General features: G+C 62.3%; 23 protein-coding genes. 15 read left to right on the forward strand and 8 right to left on the reverse strand.

Annotated features, from left to right (window positions below; genetic code table 11):
* From fmt to ACR3EK_RS01660, 4 genes are read left to right on the forward strand one after another with little or no spacing between them, the layout of a single operon-like run.
* A complete protein-coding gene (gene fmt / locus ACR3EK_RS01645; RefSeq protein ID WP_170392227.1) occupies positions 1–921 on the forward strand; it encodes a methionyl-tRNA formyltransferase in 921 nt (306 codons plus the stop codon).
* Positions 921–1157 (forward strand): hypothetical protein, encoded by a 237-nt coding sequence (locus ACR3EK_RS01650; protein ID WP_005981317.1) that lies wholly within the window; start codon positions 921–923, stop codon positions 1155–1157. The genes fmt and ACR3EK_RS01650 overlap by 1 nt, the downstream gene beginning before the upstream one ends.
* Before the next feature lies 1 nt (position 1158).
* Positions 1159–1395: a GlsB/YeaQ/YmgE family stress response membrane protein gene (locus tag ACR3EK_RS01655; RefSeq protein WP_149776373.1), complete on the forward strand. Its 237-nt coding sequence runs from the start codon at positions 1159–1161 to the stop codon at positions 1393–1395.
* A gap of 57 nt (positions 1396–1452) precedes the next feature.
* Positions 1453–2013 carry a DinB family protein gene (locus tag ACR3EK_RS01660; RefSeq protein ID WP_170361520.1) on the forward strand — a complete coding sequence of 187 codons (561 nt, stop codon included), beginning with the start codon at positions 1453–1455 and terminating at the stop codon, positions 2011–2013.
* Here ACR3EK_RS01660 and ACR3EK_RS01665 read toward each other — a convergent pair.
* The 6 genes from ACR3EK_RS01665 to ACR3EK_RS01690 all read right to left on the reverse strand — a co-directional run bounded on the left by ACR3EK_RS01665 (position 2010) and on the right by ACR3EK_RS01690 (position 5843).
* Positions 2010–2633 (reverse strand): trimeric intracellular cation channel family protein, encoded by a 624-nt coding sequence (locus ACR3EK_RS01665; RefSeq protein WP_170343413.1) that lies wholly within the window; start codon positions 2631–2633, stop codon positions 2010–2012. The two genes, ACR3EK_RS01660 and ACR3EK_RS01665, sit on opposite strands and share 4 nt — an antisense overlap.
* The gene (rnhA, locus tag ACR3EK_RS01670) at positions 2630–3097 is read right to left on the reverse strand and encodes a ribonuclease HI (RefSeq protein WP_480632516.1); all 468 of its coding nucleotides are present in this window, start codon (positions 3095–3097) and stop codon (positions 2630–2632) included. Before rnhA ends, ACR3EK_RS01665 begins: the two co-directional genes overlap by 4 nt.
* Positions 3090–3674 carry a class I SAM-dependent methyltransferase gene (locus ACR3EK_RS01675; RefSeq protein WP_480632517.1) on the reverse strand — a complete coding sequence of 195 codons (585 nt, stop codon included), beginning with the start codon at positions 3672–3674 and terminating at the stop codon, positions 3090–3092. The genes rnhA and ACR3EK_RS01675 overlap by 8 nt, the downstream gene beginning before the upstream one ends.
* Positions 3671–4123 (reverse strand): DUF3429 domain-containing protein, encoded by a 453-nt coding sequence (locus ACR3EK_RS01680; protein ID WP_170366272.1) that lies wholly within the window; start codon positions 4121–4123, stop codon positions 3671–3673. Before ACR3EK_RS01680 ends, ACR3EK_RS01675 begins: the two co-directional genes overlap by 4 nt.
* Positions 4120–5070 carry a 4-hydroxy-3-methylbut-2-enyl diphosphate reductase gene (gene ispH, locus ACR3EK_RS01685; RefSeq protein ID WP_480632518.1) on the reverse strand — a complete coding sequence of 317 codons (951 nt, stop codon included), beginning with the start codon at positions 5068–5070 and terminating at the stop codon, positions 4120–4122. The genes ACR3EK_RS01680 and ispH overlap by 4 nt, the downstream gene beginning before the upstream one ends.
* Positions 5071–5270: 200 nt before the next feature.
* Positions 5271–5843: a LabA-like NYN domain-containing protein gene (locus ACR3EK_RS01690; protein ID WP_170370048.1), complete on the reverse strand. Its 573-nt coding sequence runs from the start codon at positions 5841–5843 to the stop codon at positions 5271–5273.
* Positions 5844–5991: 148 nt separating this feature from the next.
* Between ACR3EK_RS01690 and folK the strand changes: the two genes are divergently transcribed.
* The 9 genes from folK (at position 5992) to rnc (ending at position 13083) form a co-directional block, all read left to right on the forward strand.
* The gene (folK, locus tag ACR3EK_RS01695) at positions 5992–6549 is read left to right on the forward strand and encodes a 2-amino-4-hydroxy-6-hydroxymethyldihydropteridine diphosphokinase (protein WP_480632519.1); all 558 of its coding nucleotides are present in this window, start codon (positions 5992–5994) and stop codon (positions 6547–6549) included.
* A 94-nt stretch (positions 6550–6643) separates the two neighbouring features.
* Entirely contained in the window at positions 6644–6997 is a 354-nt protein-coding gene (gene rpoZ, locus ACR3EK_RS01700) for a DNA-directed RNA polymerase subunit omega (protein WP_093965263.1), read from the forward strand.
* Positions 6998–7023: 26 nt separating this feature from the next.
* Positions 7024–9156, forward strand: coding sequence for a RelA/SpoT family protein (locus ACR3EK_RS01705; RefSeq protein ID WP_480632520.1), 2133 nt, complete (start codon positions 7024–7026; stop codon positions 9154–9156).
* Positions 9157–9172: 16 nt separating this feature from the next.
* Complete coding sequence (locus tag ACR3EK_RS01710) at positions 9173–9871, forward strand: DUF2062 domain-containing protein (RefSeq protein ID WP_170392217.1); 699 nt, start codon at positions 9173–9175, stop codon at positions 9869–9871.
* Positions 9864–10610 carry a pyridoxine 5'-phosphate synthase gene (locus ACR3EK_RS01715; protein ID WP_170343422.1) on the forward strand — a complete coding sequence of 249 codons (747 nt, stop codon included), beginning with the start codon at positions 9864–9866 and terminating at the stop codon, positions 10608–10610. Before ACR3EK_RS01710 ends, ACR3EK_RS01715 begins: the two co-directional genes overlap by 8 nt.
* A gap of 37 nt (positions 10611–10647) precedes the next feature.
* Positions 10648–11094, forward strand: a complete 447-nt coding sequence (locus ACR3EK_RS01720; RefSeq protein WP_480632521.1) for an ABZJ_00895 family protein — start codon at positions 10648–10650, stop codon at positions 11092–11094.
* Complete coding sequence (gene acpS, locus ACR3EK_RS01725) at positions 11091–11537, forward strand: holo-ACP synthase (protein ID WP_093965271.1); 447 nt, start codon at positions 11091–11093, stop codon at positions 11535–11537. The genes ACR3EK_RS01720 and acpS overlap by 4 nt, the downstream gene beginning before the upstream one ends.
* Before the next feature lie 32 nt (positions 11538–11569).
* Positions 11570–12406, forward strand: a complete 837-nt coding sequence (lepB, locus tag ACR3EK_RS01730; protein ID WP_170342658.1) for a signal peptidase I — start codon at positions 11570–11572, stop codon at positions 12404–12406.
* A complete protein-coding gene (rnc, locus tag ACR3EK_RS01735) occupies positions 12403–13083 on the forward strand; it encodes a ribonuclease III (protein WP_170343425.1) in 681 nt (226 codons plus the stop codon). Before lepB ends, rnc begins: the two co-directional genes overlap by 4 nt.
* A gap of 102 nt (positions 13084–13185) precedes the next feature.
* Here the strand turns inward: rnc and ACR3EK_RS01740 are convergent, their stop codons facing one another.
* The gene (locus ACR3EK_RS01740; RefSeq protein ID WP_480632522.1) at positions 13186–14568 is read right to left on the reverse strand and encodes a multicopper oxidase family protein; all 1383 of its coding nucleotides are present in this window, start codon (positions 14566–14568) and stop codon (positions 13186–13188) included.
* 161 nt (positions 14569–14729) lie between these two features.
* Here ACR3EK_RS01740 and era point away from each other — a divergent pair, with 161 nt between their 5' ends.
* Both era and ACR3EK_RS01750 read left to right on the forward strand, forming a co-directional pair.
* Positions 14730–15638: a GTPase Era gene (gene era / locus ACR3EK_RS01745; protein ID WP_480632523.1), complete on the forward strand. Its 909-nt coding sequence runs from the start codon at positions 14730–14732 to the stop codon at positions 15636–15638.
* A complete protein-coding gene (locus ACR3EK_RS01750; RefSeq protein WP_170367960.1) occupies positions 15635–15964 on the forward strand; it encodes a DUF1491 family protein in 330 nt (109 codons plus the stop codon). Before era ends, ACR3EK_RS01750 begins: the two co-directional genes overlap by 4 nt.
* A gap of 7 nt (positions 15965–15971) precedes the next feature.
* Here the strand turns inward: ACR3EK_RS01750 and trhA are convergent, their stop codons facing one another.
* Complete coding sequence (trhA, locus tag ACR3EK_RS01755; protein WP_170441969.1) at positions 15972–16619, reverse strand: PAQR family membrane homeostasis protein TrhA; 648 nt, start codon at positions 16617–16619, stop codon at positions 15972–15974.
* Between the last annotated feature and the right edge of the window lie 55 nt (positions 16620–16674).

Below are 16674 nucleotides of genomic sequence, written 5' to 3' on the forward strand. Positions count from 1 at the left end.
ATGCGCGTCATCTTCATGGGAACGCCCGAGTTTTCGGTGCCGGTGCTGGATGCGCTGGTGCAGGCCGGGCACGAGATCGCCGCCGTCTATTGCCAGCCCCCGCGCCCGGCCGGTCGCGGCAAGAAGGACCGGCCCACGCCGGTGCATGCCCGCGCCGAGGCGCTGGGCCTGCCGGTGCGCCATCCCACCTCGCTGAAATCGCCCGAGGAACAGGCTGCCTTTGCTGCGCTGAAGGCCGATGTGGTCGTGGTCGTGGCCTATGGGCTCATCCTGCCGCAGGCGATCCTGGATGCTCCGAAACATGGCTGCTTGAACATTCACGCAAGCCTTCTGCCCCGCTGGCGCGGGGCCGCGCCGATCCACCGGGCGATCATGGCGGGCGATGCCGAGACCGGCGTCTGTATCATGCAGATGGAGGCCGGCCTGGACACCGGCCCCGTCCTGCTGCGTCAGGCCACCCCGATCGGACCCGAGGAAACCACCGCCCAGCTGCATGACCGCCTGTCGGCGATGGGCGCCGATCTGATCGTGCAGGCTCTGGACCGCCTGCCCGAGCTGACTCCCGAACCGCAGCCCGAGGTCGGCGTGACCTATGCCGCAAAAATCGACAAGGCTGAGGCCCGCGTGGACTGGTCGCGCCCAGCTGTCGAAGTCGATCGCCAGATCCGCGGCCTGTCGCCCTTTCCCGGCGCCTGGACTCAGATTGAGGGCGAGCGCGTCAAGCTGCTCGCTTCGCGCCTGTCGGACGGTCAGGGCGTGCCGGGCGAAGTGCTGGACGACGCGCTGCGGGTGGCCTGCGGCACCGGCGCAGTCGAACTGCTGCGCTTGCAACGGGCGGGCAAGGCGGCGCAGGATAGGGAAACCTTCCTGCGGGGCTGGCCGATCCCGGCCGGAACCCGCCTCGGCTCGGAGACATCCTGATGTTCATGGTGATGATGGGTACCGTCGTGATTGCCGGCATCGTCGGCTATCTGTCCGAGGTGACGGGCTTTACCCACAACGGTTATCTGCAATCCATCATCATCTGCGTGGGCGGGGCGTTCCTGTTCTATTTCATCCGCATCATGTTCGGCATCAGCTTTGGACCGCCTGGGCTGGATGCGGTGATCTCGTCGGTGGGGGCCTTGATCATCGTGCCCACGCATTGGAGGAAATGAGATGCCCGTCCTTGCCCTGATCGTCATCGGCGCCGCGGCCGGATTTCTGGCCACCCGCCTGATGCGGATCGAGGCGGACATCCCCACCACCCTGCTGATCGGTATCGCCGGGGCCGTGGTGGGCGGGCTGATCATGCGCGCCTTGCTGACGGTCATGGGCTGGATGCCCGGATTCGTCGGCGCGGTGCTGGGCGCGCTGCTGCTGATCTGGATCTGGAAGACCTATTTCCGGCGTTGATGCGGCAGGCCGCAGGCCACGCTAGACAGTGCTTTGGCAATCAACTAGGCATCGGCAATGAAAAACTATTTTTTCCCACAAGCTTATAACAACGCATGGGCCAACCACCGAATTCTGGAGGCTTGCGCGCAATTGCCCCCCGAAGAACTGGCGAAGCACCGTACTGGTTTCTTCCCGTCCATCATCGAGACTCTCAATCACATTTATACGGTTGATCTTTTCTACGTCACCGCTCTGGAAGGCCGGCCAATGGGATTGGACGCCTTCGACCCGGAAACTCCCTATCCCGACTTGCCCGAGCTTTCGGCGCACCAACGCGCCATCGACCGACGTTTCGTTGATGTTTGCCGCGATGAGAAGGTTTTGGATGAAACTGCACGCGTCAGGATTCCACGTGGGGAATTGGTGCAAGTCGAGCGGTACGACCGCACGATCCTGCACTTGCTGCAGCACCAGATTCACCATCGGGGACAAGTGCATTCGATGCTTTCGGACACGATGATCGCTCCGCCGCAATTGGATGAGTTCTTCATGGAGTGGGAGGCTGACAGATCGTTGCGGGCCGAAGATTTCACATCTCTGAACCTGACCGAGGAAGAGGTCTGGCGCGGCCTCTAGCTTCGTGGCGGGCGTGCCTTGTAGACCGGCAACTGCCAGCCGAACAGCAGCGATCCGGCCCGCAATGCCCAGCAGGAGAGTGCGCACAGGCCCAGCGCCAGCAGCGTCTCCAGCCCCAGACGGGTGGCCAACACGGCCACAAGCGCCCCGGTGAAGGCGCATGAGACATAGAGCTCGCCCTGTTTCAGCACCAGCGGCACCTCGTTGCAGACCACGTCGCGCATCAGCCCGCCCAGGCAACCGGTGGTCACACCCATCAACACCACGATCACGCCCGACTGACCCAGCGCCAGCGCCGCGCCAGTTCCCGCGGCCGCGGCGATCGACAGCGCGAAACTGTCCAGCCAGACCAACCAGTTGTAGCGGCTTTCGACCAGATGCGCGGTGAAAAACACGACCACCGCCGCCGCCACCGCGATCAGGATATAGTCAGGTTGGCCCACCCAGAATACGGGGTGCCGATCCAGCAGCAGATCACGCACCGTACCACCGCCCACCGCCGTCAGACAGGCGATGAAGGCAAATCCCACAAGGTCCAACTGCGCCCGGCTGGCCACCAGCGCCCCGGTCAGCGCAAAGACCAGAACCGAGGCATAGTCCAGCAGGGCCAGACCGCTCATGTGCGGGCCTTTTTCGGCTTGAACGGGGCCATGCCCGCGCGTGCCAACTCATCTGCGCGTTCGTTTTCGGGGTGGCCGGCATGGCCCTTGACCCATTCCCAGGTAACGTCATGGCGCTGTTGGGCTTCGTCCAGCCGCTGCCACAGGTCCACGTTCTTGACGGGCTTCTTGCTGGCGGTCTTCCAGCCGTTGCGCTTCCACCCGTGGATCCAGCCCGTCACCCCGTTTTTCACATAGGCGCTGTCGGTCACGATGGTGATCTTCGAGGGCCGATCCAAAGTTTCGAGCGCGCTGATCGCGGCCAGAAGCTCCATCCGGTTGTTGGTGGTCTCGGCCTCGCCGCCATTCAACTCGCGCTCTTTCAGGACGGTTTCTCCATCCATCGCCCGCAGCAGCACGCCCCAGCCCCCCGGTCCGGGATTGCCGGAACAGGCACCATCGGTATAGGCAAACAGATCAGGCATGGGCCAGCACCAGAATGAAACCGTCATAAGAACCGGCCAGCCCCTTTCCCATACCGGTGGTGACACGGTCAATGACGAACCCGGCCTCGACCAACGCGGTCTCGATCTCGGGGCGCGTGAAATAGGTGTAATAGCGGTCCAGTTCGTCGCGATGCTCTCCGGTGCCCAGTTTGAGGCCCAGAAAGAACACGCCGCCCGGCTTCAGGGCCCCGTGGATGGCGGCCAGGTGTCGCGGGAATTCGGCGCGCGGGGCGTGCAGCAGGGAAAAGCTGGCATAGACCCCATCGTATTCGGCCGTTTCGGTCACGTCGTCGAACGTGCCCAGATGCGCGTCCACGCCATTTGCGCGGGCGTGTTCGACAAAGGCAGGTGTGGCGTCCAGCGCCCGAACCCGCAGCCCCTGGCGCAGAAAGAAACCGCTGTCCGAACCCGGACCCGACCCCAGATCCAGCACCAGCCCGTCGCCGACCGCCTGCGCAAAGGCTGCGCGCGCCTCGATCTGTTCGGGCGGCAGCGGCACTTTCAGATAGTCGTCCACACGGGTTGTGTAGGCGTCGATGGTTCGTTTGTCGCTCACAGGAATACTCCAACGGCCAGGCAGGCCAGCACGACGGCGCTCAGCAGCAGCCGCAGTTTCATCCACCAGCGCGGGGTCAGGCCCCAGGACCAGAACAGCGCGTCCAGCACCAGTAGCCCGGCAAAGCCGATCATCAGGTTGGTGCCCGCGTCGACCGGCCCGCCGCCAGTGGTGAAGAACGCCCACAGCGCCGGCAGGACCGACAGCCCATAGCACAGCGCCGCCCGGCTGCCCGCGGTCTTGGTGGCAAAGCCCCACAGAACGCCGGACATGAAGCTGAGGATCACAGCGCCATAGAACAGCTGCACATAGGGCCCCACGAACCGCGGGCCCAGCGCGCGGCTGCCCCAATCATTCAGGTCTCCGCTCAGGTAGGTCAGCGCGCCCCAGACAAACGGGATCAGACCGGCCAGGCCCAGAACCAACGGTGCGCGGGGGATGCCGCTCATGCGGGCACGCGCAGAATGCGGGGCACCTTGAACTCGACATTCTCGGTGGCGGTTTCGACGGTTTCGACGGTCACGTCAAAGCGGTCGCGGAAGGCGTCGATCACCTCGTTCACCAGAACTTCGGGCGCCGAGGCGCCGGCGGTGATGGCGATGCTGGAAATCCCCTCGAGCGCGCGCCAGTCGATGTCGGTGGCGCGCTGCACCAGCTGGGCATAGGTGCAGCCCGCCTTGGACGCCACCTCGACCAGACGGCGCGAGTTCGAAGAATTCGGCGCACCCACCACCAGCAGCGCATCCGACTTGGGCGCGACGGTCTTCACCGCCTCCTGCCGGTTGGTAGTGGCATAGCAGATGTCTTCCTTGTGCGGGCCGACGATAGCCGGAAACCGGTCCTGCAGCGCGGCCACGATGTCGCGCGTGTCGTCCACCGAGAGGGTGGTCTGGGTGACGAAGGCCAGTTTTTCAGGGTCGCGGACCTGCACCCCGGCCACGTCGTCAACCGTTTCCACCAGCAGGACCTCGCCGTCCGGCAGCTGGCCCATGGTGCCGACGGTTTCGGGGTGGCCCTTGTGCCCGATCATGATCATCTGCAACCCGGCCTCGGCGTGGCGCTGGGCCTCGATATGAACCTTGGACACCAGCGGGCAGGTGGCGTCGACATAGATCATCTCGCGCGCGGCTGCTGCGGCAGGCACCGATTTGGGCACGCCGTGGGCGGAAAAGATCACCGGCCGGTCATCGGGGCATTCGTCCAGCTCTTCGACAAAGACGGCACCCTTGGCGCGCAGCCCGTCCACGACGAACTTGTTGTGCACGATCTCGTGCCGCACATAGACCGGGTCGCCCCATTTCTGCAGGGCCATTTCCACGATTTTGATCGCGCGGTCCACACCGGCGCAGAACCCGCGCGGGGCGGCCAGATACAGGGTCAGGGGGGGCTTGGTCATGCGTCTGTCTCCTTGAAAGGGACAGGTAAGGCTTTTCCACCTGTTGGTCCAGTCAGGACAGCCTTGTCATCATGCTGACATGAAGTCCTGTTAGCCAATACCCGTTTGAGCACGGGTTCTTGATTAAAGAAGCGCGGCCAGGACAAAAAGTCCTGACCGCGCGATTGCTCCACATGTGTGAGTAGTGGATGGCGGAGTTCTTATTTTCCTGCGACGGCTACCGTACGCGGTTCATCGGACACGTCCCGCGGAGGGCGTCCGATCACGTCGCGCAGGTCGTCAAGCTCGATGAAATTGTCGGCCTGACGACGCAGCTCGTCCGAAATCATCGGCGGCTGGCTGCGGATGGTCGAGACGACCGACACGCGCACGCCCTGACGTTGCAGGCTGGCAATCAGCGGGCGGAAATCCCCATCACCCGAAAATAGCACGATATGATCCACGCGCGGCGCAAGCTCCATGGCATCGACAGTCAGTTCGATGTCCATGTTCCCCTTGACCTTACGTCGCCCTATGCTGTCGGTGTATTCCTTGGCCGGCTTGGTCACCATGGTGAAGCCGTTGTAGTGCAGCCAATCGACAAGCGGACGGATCGGTGAGTATTCGTCGTTTTCTAGCAGCGCTGTGTAGTAGAAGGCTCTGAGAAGCTTGCCTCGACGCATGAATTCCTGGCGAAGCAACTTGTAATCGATGTCAAACCCCAGTGCTTTTGCGGCGGCGTACAGATTCGAGCCGTCGATGAACAGCGCAAGCCGTTCGTCCTTGTAAAACATTAATTTGTCCTTCCGGTATCGCTCAACGCGCGGAGGTGTCTGTGAGTGAAAAAAATAAATTCGCGCATTGATGCCTTTAAAATAGGCTATTTGACCTGTATCGCAAGTATTCTCTGAACGGAATACGGGGATAAAAGTGGTCAAATCCATGTCAAAAGTGGTCGTGGCGTTGGGGGCAAATCTCACCTTGAGAGGAAACGGGCCCAAGGTGACACTCGCGCAGGCTCTCGAGGTGATGGAGGCCAAGGGGCTGGTGATTCGGGCCAAAAGCCGGCTGTTTTCGACCCCCTGCTTCCCTGCGGGCGCCGGCCCGGACTATGTGAACGCAGCCGCTGTGATCGAGACGGAACTGGATCCGCGCGGTGTTCTGGGCCTGCTGCACGAGGTCGAGGCCGAGTTCGGCCGCGCCAGGGTTCAGCGTTGGGGTATGCGCACACTTGATCTTGATCTTGTCTGCTGGGACGACCGCGTTCTGCCGGACCTGGACGGATACCGCCGCTGGCTGGATTTGCCGATGGACCAGCAGGTGCAATCCGCGCCCGAACAACTGATCGTGCCGCACCCGCGCCTGCAGGACCGGGCATTCGTGCTGGTTCCGATGGCTGATGTCGCGCCCGATTGGCGCCATCCGGTGCTGGATTTGACCGTCCGGGAAATGATCGGACAGCTGCCTGCGGACGAGGTTGCCGCCGTAACCCCCCTCTGAGCCGCCAATGCTGGGCATTTCCCGCTTGTCAAGGCAGAGATTCGCGCTTAGATAAACCCCTTCCTGACACGGATTCATTTGTGGAGAGCGCCTCATGGCCCGCGTGACGGTCGAAGACTGCGTAGACAAGGTACCGAACCGGTTCGAACTGGTGATGCTTGCCGCCCATCGTGCGCGCGAGATTTCCACTGGCGGATCGATCACCGTTGACCGCGACAACGACAAGAACCCCGTCGTGTCTCTGCGCGAGATTGCAGAAGAAACCCAAACGGCGGACGAGCTGCGTGAACGTCTGATCGAGGCCAACCAGACCCAGATCGAGGTCGACGAGCCCGAAGAAGATCAGATGGCGCTGTTGATGGGTGCAGAGTCGGACAAGCCGGCAGATGACGACATGTCCGAAGAGAAACTCCTGCGTGCCCTGATGGAGGCCCAGGGGCAGGGGTAAGCCCTGCAAGCGAAGGTGCGGACCGGATGATTTCTGTTGAAGACCTGATTGCGCTGGTCCGCAACTACAACCCCAAGACAAATGCAGATCGCATCGCCCGGGCCTACGAGTTCGGACTGCAGATGCATCAAGGGCAGTTCCGGCATTCGGGCGAGCCCTATTTTTCGCATCCCGTCGCAGTCGCCGCCATTCTGACCGAACAGCGTCTGGACGATGCCACGATCATCACCGCGCTGCTGCACGACACGATCGAGGACACCAAGGCCAGCTATTCCAAGATCGCCGAGCTGTTCGGTGACGAGGTGGCGATGCTTGTGGACGGCGTCACGAAGCTGACCAACCTGCAGCTCTCCAGTCGCGAAACCAAGCAGGCGGAAAACTTCCGCAAACTGTTCATGGCCATGTCCAAGGACTTGCGGGTGATCCTGGTCAAGCTGGCCGACCGGCTGCACAACATGCGCACGATCAAGGCGATGCGCCCCGAAAAGCAGGTGCAGAAAGCGCGCGAAACGATGGACATCTACGCGCCGCTGGCCGGCCGGATGGGTATGCAGTGGATGCGCGAAGAGCTTGAGGACCTGGCGTTTCGCGTCCTCAATCCCGAAGGCCGCCAGTCGATCATCCGCCGCTTCATCACGCTGCAGCGCGAAACCGGTGACGTGATTCACCGGATCACCGGCGACATGCGGCACGAGCTTGAGAAAGCGGGGATCGAGGCCGAAGTCTTTGGCCGCGCCAAGAAACCCTATTCGATCTGGCGCAAGATGCAGGAAAAGGATCAGGGGTTCTCGCGCCTGTCCGACATCTATGGCTTCCGCATCATCACCCAGACCGAAGAAGACTGTTATCGCACCCTTGGGGCCATCCACCAGCGCTGGCGCGCGGTGCCGGGACGGTTCAAGGACTATATCAGCCAGCCGAAATCGAACGGCTACCGGTCGATCCATACGACGGTTTCGGGCCGTGACGGCAAGCGGGTCGAGGTGCAGATCCGTACCCGTCAGATGCATGACGTCGCCGAGACCGGTGTTGCCGCGCACTGGTCCTATCGTGACGGTGTGCGGACGGAAAACCCCTTTGCGGTCGATCCGGCCAAGTGGATCGCCAACCTGACCGAGCAGTTCGACACCGAGGAAGACCACGAAGATTTCCTCGAGGCGGTGAAGCTCGAGATGTATTCGGACCAGGTCTTCTGCTTCACCCCCAAGGGCGACGTGGTGAAACTGCCGCGCGGGGCGACCCCGATCGATTTCGCTTACGCCATTCATACGCGTATCGGCCATGCCTGTGTCGGGGCCAAGGTGGACGGTATCCGTGTGCCGCTGTGGACGCGGCTCAAGAATGGCCAATCGGTCGACATCATCACGGCCGACGGCCAGACTCCGCAGGTAACGTGGCTTGAGATTGCCGTGACCGGCAAGGCCCGCACCGCCATCCGCCGCGCGCTGCGCGAGGTTGACCGTGAACGGTTCATCAAACTGGGGCGCGAGCTGGTCCGCGCGGGGTTCGAGCATGTCGGCCGCAAGGCGACCGACAAAGCATTGGAAACCGCCGCCAAACACCTGCGCATCAAGAACAGCGATGAGTTGCTGGCCCGCGTCGGCAGTGCCGAACTGACCGCCCATGATGTGGTGGCCGCGGTCTATCCCGACCTGACCCGCGACGAGGGCGAAGCAATTCCCTTGCGTCGCGCCGTGATCGGGCTTGAGCCGGGACAGGGGTTTGAACGCGCGCCGTGCTGCCAGCCTTTGCCGGGCGAACGCATCGTGGGTATCACGTCTCGGGGCAAGGGCGTGGTGGTGCATTCCATCGATTGCGATCGTCTTGCCGAATTCGAGGATCAGCCGCAACGGTGGGTGAACCTTCACTGGCATACTGGCACGCATCCGGCCGCCTACGGCGCCACGTTGGAGCTGACCATCGGCAACGACGCCGGCGTGCTGGGACGTATTTGCACATTGATCGGCGAGAAAAAGGCCAATATCTCGAACCTGGAATTCGTGGACCGGAAGCCAGATTTCTATCGTCTGCTGATCAGTATCGAGGTGCGGGATCTTGAACAGCTGCATTCGCTGATGCTGATGCTTGAGGCGGAAAGTGACGTGGCTGCGGTCGAACGGTATCGGGACATGACAAGCGCTGCGGTCGCAGCTGACTGAGAAGGGGTGATCAGGAGTGGTTTTCAAGCGCCGTGATCGCCGCTCGGTACTCCAGGTCCTGTCCGAGTTGGTCTATCCTCGCGGCGGTTGGACCCGCGCCTTCCACTATGTCAAACACCGCGTCCGTCGTCTTCCGGACTCGCCCGAACGCATTGCCCGTGGGGTAGGGGCCGGGGTGTTCGCGTCCTTCACCCCATTCTACGGCCTTCATTTTCTGGTTGCCGCGGTCTTGGCCCGGATGCTGAACGGCAACATCCTTGCCGCGTTGAGCGGCACGTTTTTCGGCAACCCGCTGACCTACGTTCCGATCGGCGTGGTCTGCCTGCAAACTGGGCATTTCCTGCTGGGCACCGAATACGAAGAGGGCGACACCAAGGGGCTGATGGGCAAATTTGCCAGCGCGATGGGGGACCTCAAGGATAACTTCCTGGCGATGTTTTCCGATCGGGTCGCTGACTGGCACGGGCTGTCGCAATTTTATGACGACGTGTTCTTTCCCTACATGATTGGCGGCATCATTCCCGGCATCGTGGCCGGCGTGATCTGCACCTATATCAGCCTGCCGGTGATCCGAACCTATCAGATGCGCCGCCGCGCAAAGATCAAGGCGAAGTTCGAAGAAATCAAACGCTTGGCCGAAGCAAGCTCTGCCGTTCCTCGACCAAACCCGATAGGCTCGGGCGACGCGAACAAAAAGGATTCGAAGGATGTCTGACACCCCTCTGCGCCTGGGCGTGAATATCGACCATGTTGCCACCGTGCGCAACGCCCGTGGCGGCGCCTATCCCGACCCGCTTCGCGCCGCAAAGCTTGCCGAAGAGGCCGGGGCCGACGGCATCACTGCGCACCTGCGCGAAGACCGGCGGCATATCTCGGATGCGGATATCGACGGGCTGATGGAGGTTCTGACTGTTCCGCTGAACTTTGAAATGGCGGCTACGGATGAGATGCAGAAGATCGCTCTGCGCCACAAGCCGCACGCCGTCTGCATCGTCCCCGAGAAGCGCGAGGAACGTACCACCGAAGGTGGCCTGGAAGTCGCGCGCGAGGAAAACCGTCTGGCGCATTTCATCGCGCCGCTTCGTGACGTCGGTTGCCGGGTGTCCATCTTCATCGCCGCAGACCCCAAGCAGATCGAGGCCGCCCACCGCATCGGCGCCGAAGTGATCGAGCTGCACACTGGCGCCTATTGCGACGCCCATGCCGAGGGTCGGGTGGACGACGCGCAACGCGAACTGGAGGCTCTGCGCAAGATGTCCACCTTTGCCCATTCGCTGGGCCTTGAAGTGCATGCCGGCCATGGCCTGTCCTATGACACGGTCCAGCCCGTTGCCGCCTTTCCCGAAGTGCGCGAGTTGAACATTGGTCATTTCCTGATCGGCGAGTCCATCTTCCGGGGCCTCACCCCAGCCATTCAGGAAATGCGCCGCCTGATGGATGAGGCGCGCCAATGAGCCACTGCCTTGAAGCCTCCTTCTTCTGGATCTTCCGATGCGCTTGAACACTCCCAGGTTTCTTGTCGTCTTCGTGATCACATCGATCGCGGTCCCGGCTGTTTTGTTTGGCGTTTCGGCGGTGTTCGGAATTGACTTGTCCAGCAGTTTCCTGCCGTTCATCCCCTTTTTGGCCGCCGCGACTTTCGAAGGACACCGACAGGTTCAGACGCACCAGACCATGCCGGGCAGCGGCGACATGTGGAGCGCCGCACTATGGATGGGCATCGTCGGCATGTTGACCAACCTGGTCATGGCTGGGCTGTTCTTTCTTGTCGTTCCGGGCATGTCCGAGGGATTGGCCGGTATCCCGGTGAACTTTTTGGTGATCGGTTTCACGATCACCTTTGTCGTGGCGTTTCTCATTTCGCGACTATTCCTGTGGGTGGGCGCCCGGTCTGCGTTCAAGGCTCTTGAAAGGGCAAAGAAAGAGACGCACTCATGATACTCGGCATTGGTACGGATCTTGCGAATATCGAGCGCATTCAGGGCACGCTCGATCGGTTCGGTGACCGGTTCCGCAACCGTGTCTTCACCGAGACCGAGCAGCGCAAGGCCGAGCGCCGGCGGGATACGGCCGGAACCTACGCCAAGCGCTGGGCCGCAAAAGAGGCGTGCTCCAAGGCGCTGGGCACGGGGCTGCGTATGGGCATCGCCTGGAAGGACATGGCAGTTACCAATCTGCGCACAGGTCAGCCCGTGATGCATGTGACCGGCTGGGCCGCCGAACGGCTGAAAGAAATGACGCCCGAAGGGCACGAGGCGATCATCCACGTCACCTTGACCGACGATCATCCATGGGCGCAGGCCTTCGTGGTGATCGAGGCGCGCCCGCTTGGTGATCCCGACGCAGCGGCCTTGACACCCCCGCGACCGCGCCGCATGTAACCCCCCGAGCCGAGCAAGGACTGGAGAGCAGTATGGCCGAGCAAGCCAAATCCGGAAACGCCATCTGGGAGACGATCAAGACCATCGTCTATGCCCTGCTGATCGCGGGCGTTTTCCGCACTCTGTTCTTTCAGCCGTTCTGGATTCCGTCGGGGTCGATGAAACCCACGCTGCTGATCGGTGATTTCCTGTTCGTCAACAAGATGGCCTATGGCTATTCCTACGCGTCCTGCCCCAGTCTGATCATCCCCAGCGTCGGCCTCGATGTCGATGCCGAGGACATCTGCGGCTGGATGGGGGGCGACAATACCCGCCTGCTGGGCGGCGAGCCCGAGCGGGGCGACGTCATCGTGTTCCGCCATCCGGTTTCGGGGCGCGACTACATCAAGCGACTGATCGGCCTGCCCGGAGACAAGATCCAGATCAAAGATGGCGTGGTCTACATCAACGGTACCGAAGCCAAGCAGACCCCGGATGGCACTTTTACCGAAATCGCCGAGCCGCAAGGGCCTCAACGTCTTCGGCCGCGCTGTGAAAATGGCCCGGTCGGTGTCGGCGGCACCTGTGAAAAGACCCGGATGATCGAAACGCTGCCGGGCGGCGTGTCGCATGAAATCCTGAATATCGGCAACCAGAGTACCGACAACACGGGTGTCTACACCGTGCCGGAAGGGCACTACTTCTTCATGGGCGACAACCGTGACAATTCCAGTGACAGCCGCGTGCCGCAGGTCGCAGGCGGCGTCGGCTACGTTCCTTATGAGAACCTGATCGGTCGTGCCGACCGCATCATGTTCTCGTCCGCCGGGCGTTCGATGCTGTTCTTCTGGACCTGGCGCGGTGACCGGTTCTTCAAGGCGGTCAATTGAAGCTGTCGACCGACATGAAGGCGTTCGAAAAACGCCTTGGACACAGGTTCGCCAATCCCGAACTACTGGTTCGGGCGCTGACGCACGGGTCGGTTTCGTCTTCGACACGCCCGGACAACCAGCGGCTCGAGTTTCTGGGTGACCGTGTGCTGGGGCTTGTGATGGCCACCGCATTGCTCGAGGCCGATCAGAAGGCCACCGAAGGCCAACTGGCCCCCCGATTCAACGCACTGGTGCGCAAGGAAACCTGTGCCGACGTTGCCCGCCAAATCGATATCGGCGCGGTTCTGAAGCTGGGCCGGTCAGAGATGCTGTCGGGCGGGCGCCGCAAGCAGGCGCTCTTGGGCGACGCGATGGAGGCAGTTATCGCCGCGGTCTATCGCGATGCCGGTTTTGAGGCGGCGCAGAAAGTGATCCTGTCGCTGTGGGGTGACCGGATTCACACGGTCGAAGCGGATGCGCGCGATGCCAAGACATCGCTTCAGGAATGGGCGCAGGCGCGCGGGCAGAAACCGCCCGCTTATGTCGAGATTTCGCGCAGCGGCCCGGATCACGCCCCTGTTTTCACCATCGCGGCCCGGCTGCAGGACGGATCCGAGGCCCAAGCAACCGCCGGCTCCAAACGTCAGGCGGAACAGGCGGCTGCGCAGGCTCTGCTGGATCGTGTGACAAGCTGATCTCTTCGATCGCGGCGTTGCCTGCTCTTCATCTGTCCGGGAATGTCCGCAAGGGCTGTCCACCTATCACGAACCGCGTCTGCAACGGCTAGTCCTTGCCGCTCAAACGACCCGCAAGAACCCGGTCAGCCCAGTCTTCTGGTGTTCGATCACATGGCAGTGAAAGGCCCAGTCGCCCGGATTGTCCGCGACCAGCCCGATTTCAACGACCTCGTCTTTCAACAGCAGCATGGTGTCCGTCAACAGCGGCGGCAATTCTCGCAGGTTTGATCGCAACGGCACAAAGACCAGCCCGTGCAGATGGATCGGATGCAGGTTCGGAGATTCATTGCGCAGCCTCAAGACATAGCTTTTGCCCAGTTCCAGCGTCGCCAGTGGCCCGACGTCTGCGGCAGCATCTCCGGGCCAGGGAACCCGGTTGATCGACCAGAAACTGTATCCAAGAGACCCGCAGAACCCATTGTCCGGCAGTTCACCTTCTGGCGTCCAGCCGAAGACGAATTCGTGCACCTGCGCGTTGCCGAGATCGGGCAGGGCGACCGGGTTCTTCGGCAAAGGCCTCAGTTCTCTCAGGTCTCGACCCGCGGATTGCCCGAGCGACCGTAGGCTGGTCATCGTCCTCAAGGGCTGGCCGGGCAGTTTGGCCACAAGGTCGACCTGTGCCCCTTCGCCGTCTGGCATCGCAACGGCAAAATCCACACGCTGACCGGGGCCCACCTGCAAGGGATCATCTGCACTCGGCATCAGCAGTTCGGCGGTGACCGGGTGACCGTCCCACGCAATGATCTGCGCGTTTCCGCCCGTCAGGTGCAATTTGTAGATCCGGGTCGTGTCCGAATTGAGCAGTCGCAGCCGCACGAGGCTGCCGGCGGAGTGGTCATAGATTGGGTGCTGGTACCAGTTCGCGGTCTGCACATTGCCGAAAGTTCCGGCTCTGGCCGCGCCCCGCTGGGTGTAGGCGGGCAGAAATGCCCCCGTCTCGTCCAGGCGAAAGTCCCGCAGGTTGATCACTTGCTCGCCGTCGAACCCGACGTCTTCAGGCTCAGCGATGACCATCACTCCGGTCAGGCCGTGCGCCATCTGCTCCATCGTCATGCAGTGCGGGTGATACCAGTAGGTTCCGGCGTCTGGGGGTGTGAAATCGTAGGTGAAGCTTTCGTTCTGTCCCAGGGGCATCTGGGTCAGATAAGGCACGCCATCCATATCATTGCGGATGCGCATCCCGTGCCAGTGCATCGAGGTATAGTCGGACAGAGTGTTTTTGACCGTCAGTCTCATCGCTTCACCCTGACGTCCAAAAAGGACGGGCGGAGGAGCGTCGGGGCTCAGGCTGACCATTCCTTGCGTAGGCTGGTCCCGAAACATGTAGCTGGCGCTTTGAACCACCAGTTCCTGATCGGAGCTATTGGACGCGAATGCAAGTCCACCCAAGCCTGCGGCCCCCATTGCGGCGCCGCCCGATAAAAGAAACTCCCGTCGTTTCATGCCTGATCCTCAAGATGCGGGTCTGCGGCCTGGCTGGGATCGGCTTGGCCTGTGCGCCTGTCCTGCCATTCCCGTACCGGCCCGGCAATGCGACAAATGCCTCTGGCCCGCTGTGCCTTTCTGCGATAGGGATGCGCACTTGAAAACAGGATCACCACACAATGACGACACGCGCCGGATTCATCGCCCTGATCGGAGAGCCCAATGCAGGCAAATCCACCCTTCTGAACCGCATGGTCGGGGCCAAGGTCTCGATCGTGACGCACAAGGTGCAGACCACGCGCGCGCGCATTCGCGGCGTCGCCATGGAGGGCGAATCGCAACTGGTTTTCGTCGACACGCCCGGCCTGTTCAAACCCCGCCGCCGGCTTGACCGCGCGATGGTCGCGGCGGCCTGGGGCGGCGCGGCCGATGCCGACATCATCGTGCTGATGGTCGAGGCGCATCGCGGTATCACCGAGGGCGTCGAGCGCATCCTGGATGGCCTGTCCGAGATCGCGCAGGGCCGCAAGGTGGCGCTGGCGATCAACAAGATCGACCGGGTCGAGGCCCCCGCGCTGCTGTCACTGACCCGCGACCTGAATGACCGCTTCCCCTTTGCCGAAACCTTCATGATCTCGGCCGAGAAGGGCCACGGCGTCGAGGACTTGCGTGCCTGGCTGGCACAGCATCTGCCCGAAGGCCCCTGGCTTTATCCCGAAGACCAGATCGCCGATCTGCCGCTGCGCATGATCGCGGCCGAGATCACGCGCGAAAAGCTGACCCTGCGCCTGCATCAGGAACTGCCCTATCAGTTGACGGTCGAGACCGAGAACTGGGAGGAGCGCAAGGATGGTTCGGCCAAGATCGACCAGGTCATCTATGTCATGCGCGACGGCCACAAGGGCATCGTGCTGGGCAAGCGCGGCGAGACAATCAAGGCCGTCAGCCAGGCCGCTCGGGCCGAGTTGGAGGAATTCCTTGATCGCAAGGTCCACCTTTTCCTGCAGGTGAAGGTCCGGCCCAACTGGCTGGAAGAGGCCGAGCGCTACTCGGAAATGGGGCTGGACTTCAAAGACGGCAACGCATGACCCGCCTGACTGCCGAGTTCTGGGTCCACGCCTACCTAGCCCGGCTGCGCCTGCACGAGATCCCCGCCTTTGTCGTATCCCATGGCGACGACACTGCCGGCGCGGTTCTGGTCAAGCTCAACACGCTCGACGGCAATGCCACCGCCTTTCAGCGCAGCTTCGACCTGCTCAGCGGCGCACGCAAATGGATCGAGCTCGCCACAGGTCCCGAAGCCGAGGTGGACGAGGCCATCGCCCGTCAGCGCAGCTTTGACCCCGATCTCTGGGTGATCGAGGTCGAAGACCGGCAAGGCCGGCATCTGTTGAACGAGGAAGGGCTGGACTAGGGCTGCCTTACCACAAAGGCGACAGCGCCAGCCAGACGCCCGCGAACATGGCGATCCCGCCCAGGTTCACCCAGATATGCCAGATCGCATAGCGGTAGGGCAGCGTCTTGCGGGCGTAGAACGCGGTTCCGATCACATAGCAGCCGGACCCGGCCAGAATGCACCACAAAGTTGCCACTGGTACGCCCCGCAGGTCGGGCAAGGCCAGCAGCCCCAGCGCGCCCAACCCCAGGTAGGATGCCGTCGACCAGCGTGATTTCACCGTCTCGTTGGTGATCTTGTTCCAAACTGCCACCGCTGTCAGCGCCCAACACACCACCAGCAGGCCCAGGGTCCAGGTCGTGCCAGCCAGAACGAAGAACGGTGTGAAGGTGCCTGTTATGCTGGGGTAGATCGCCGCGTGATCAATGCGCCGCAGCAGTGTGCGCCGCTCGTGCAGCGGTAGAAAGTGATAGGCCCAGGACGCCAGGTTCGACGCCAGCGCACACAAGACGTAAACCACGACGGCAGCAACCAGCGGACCTTGCAGATGGGTTGCCGCCTTTGCCACCAGCAGGCCGCCCGCAATCAAGATCAACGTCAGGCCCACCGCATGCACCGTCATGTCCGCGCGGCGGAAAGCGGGGGAAATGCTAGGAAAGGTCGCGTCGGTCATGTTTGGTCTCGTGTCTGCCCGTTCTGGGTAATATCGCCCCGGGCTCAAGTCCACA

This window comes from Ruegeria sp. BC8, from assembly GCF_056535705.1.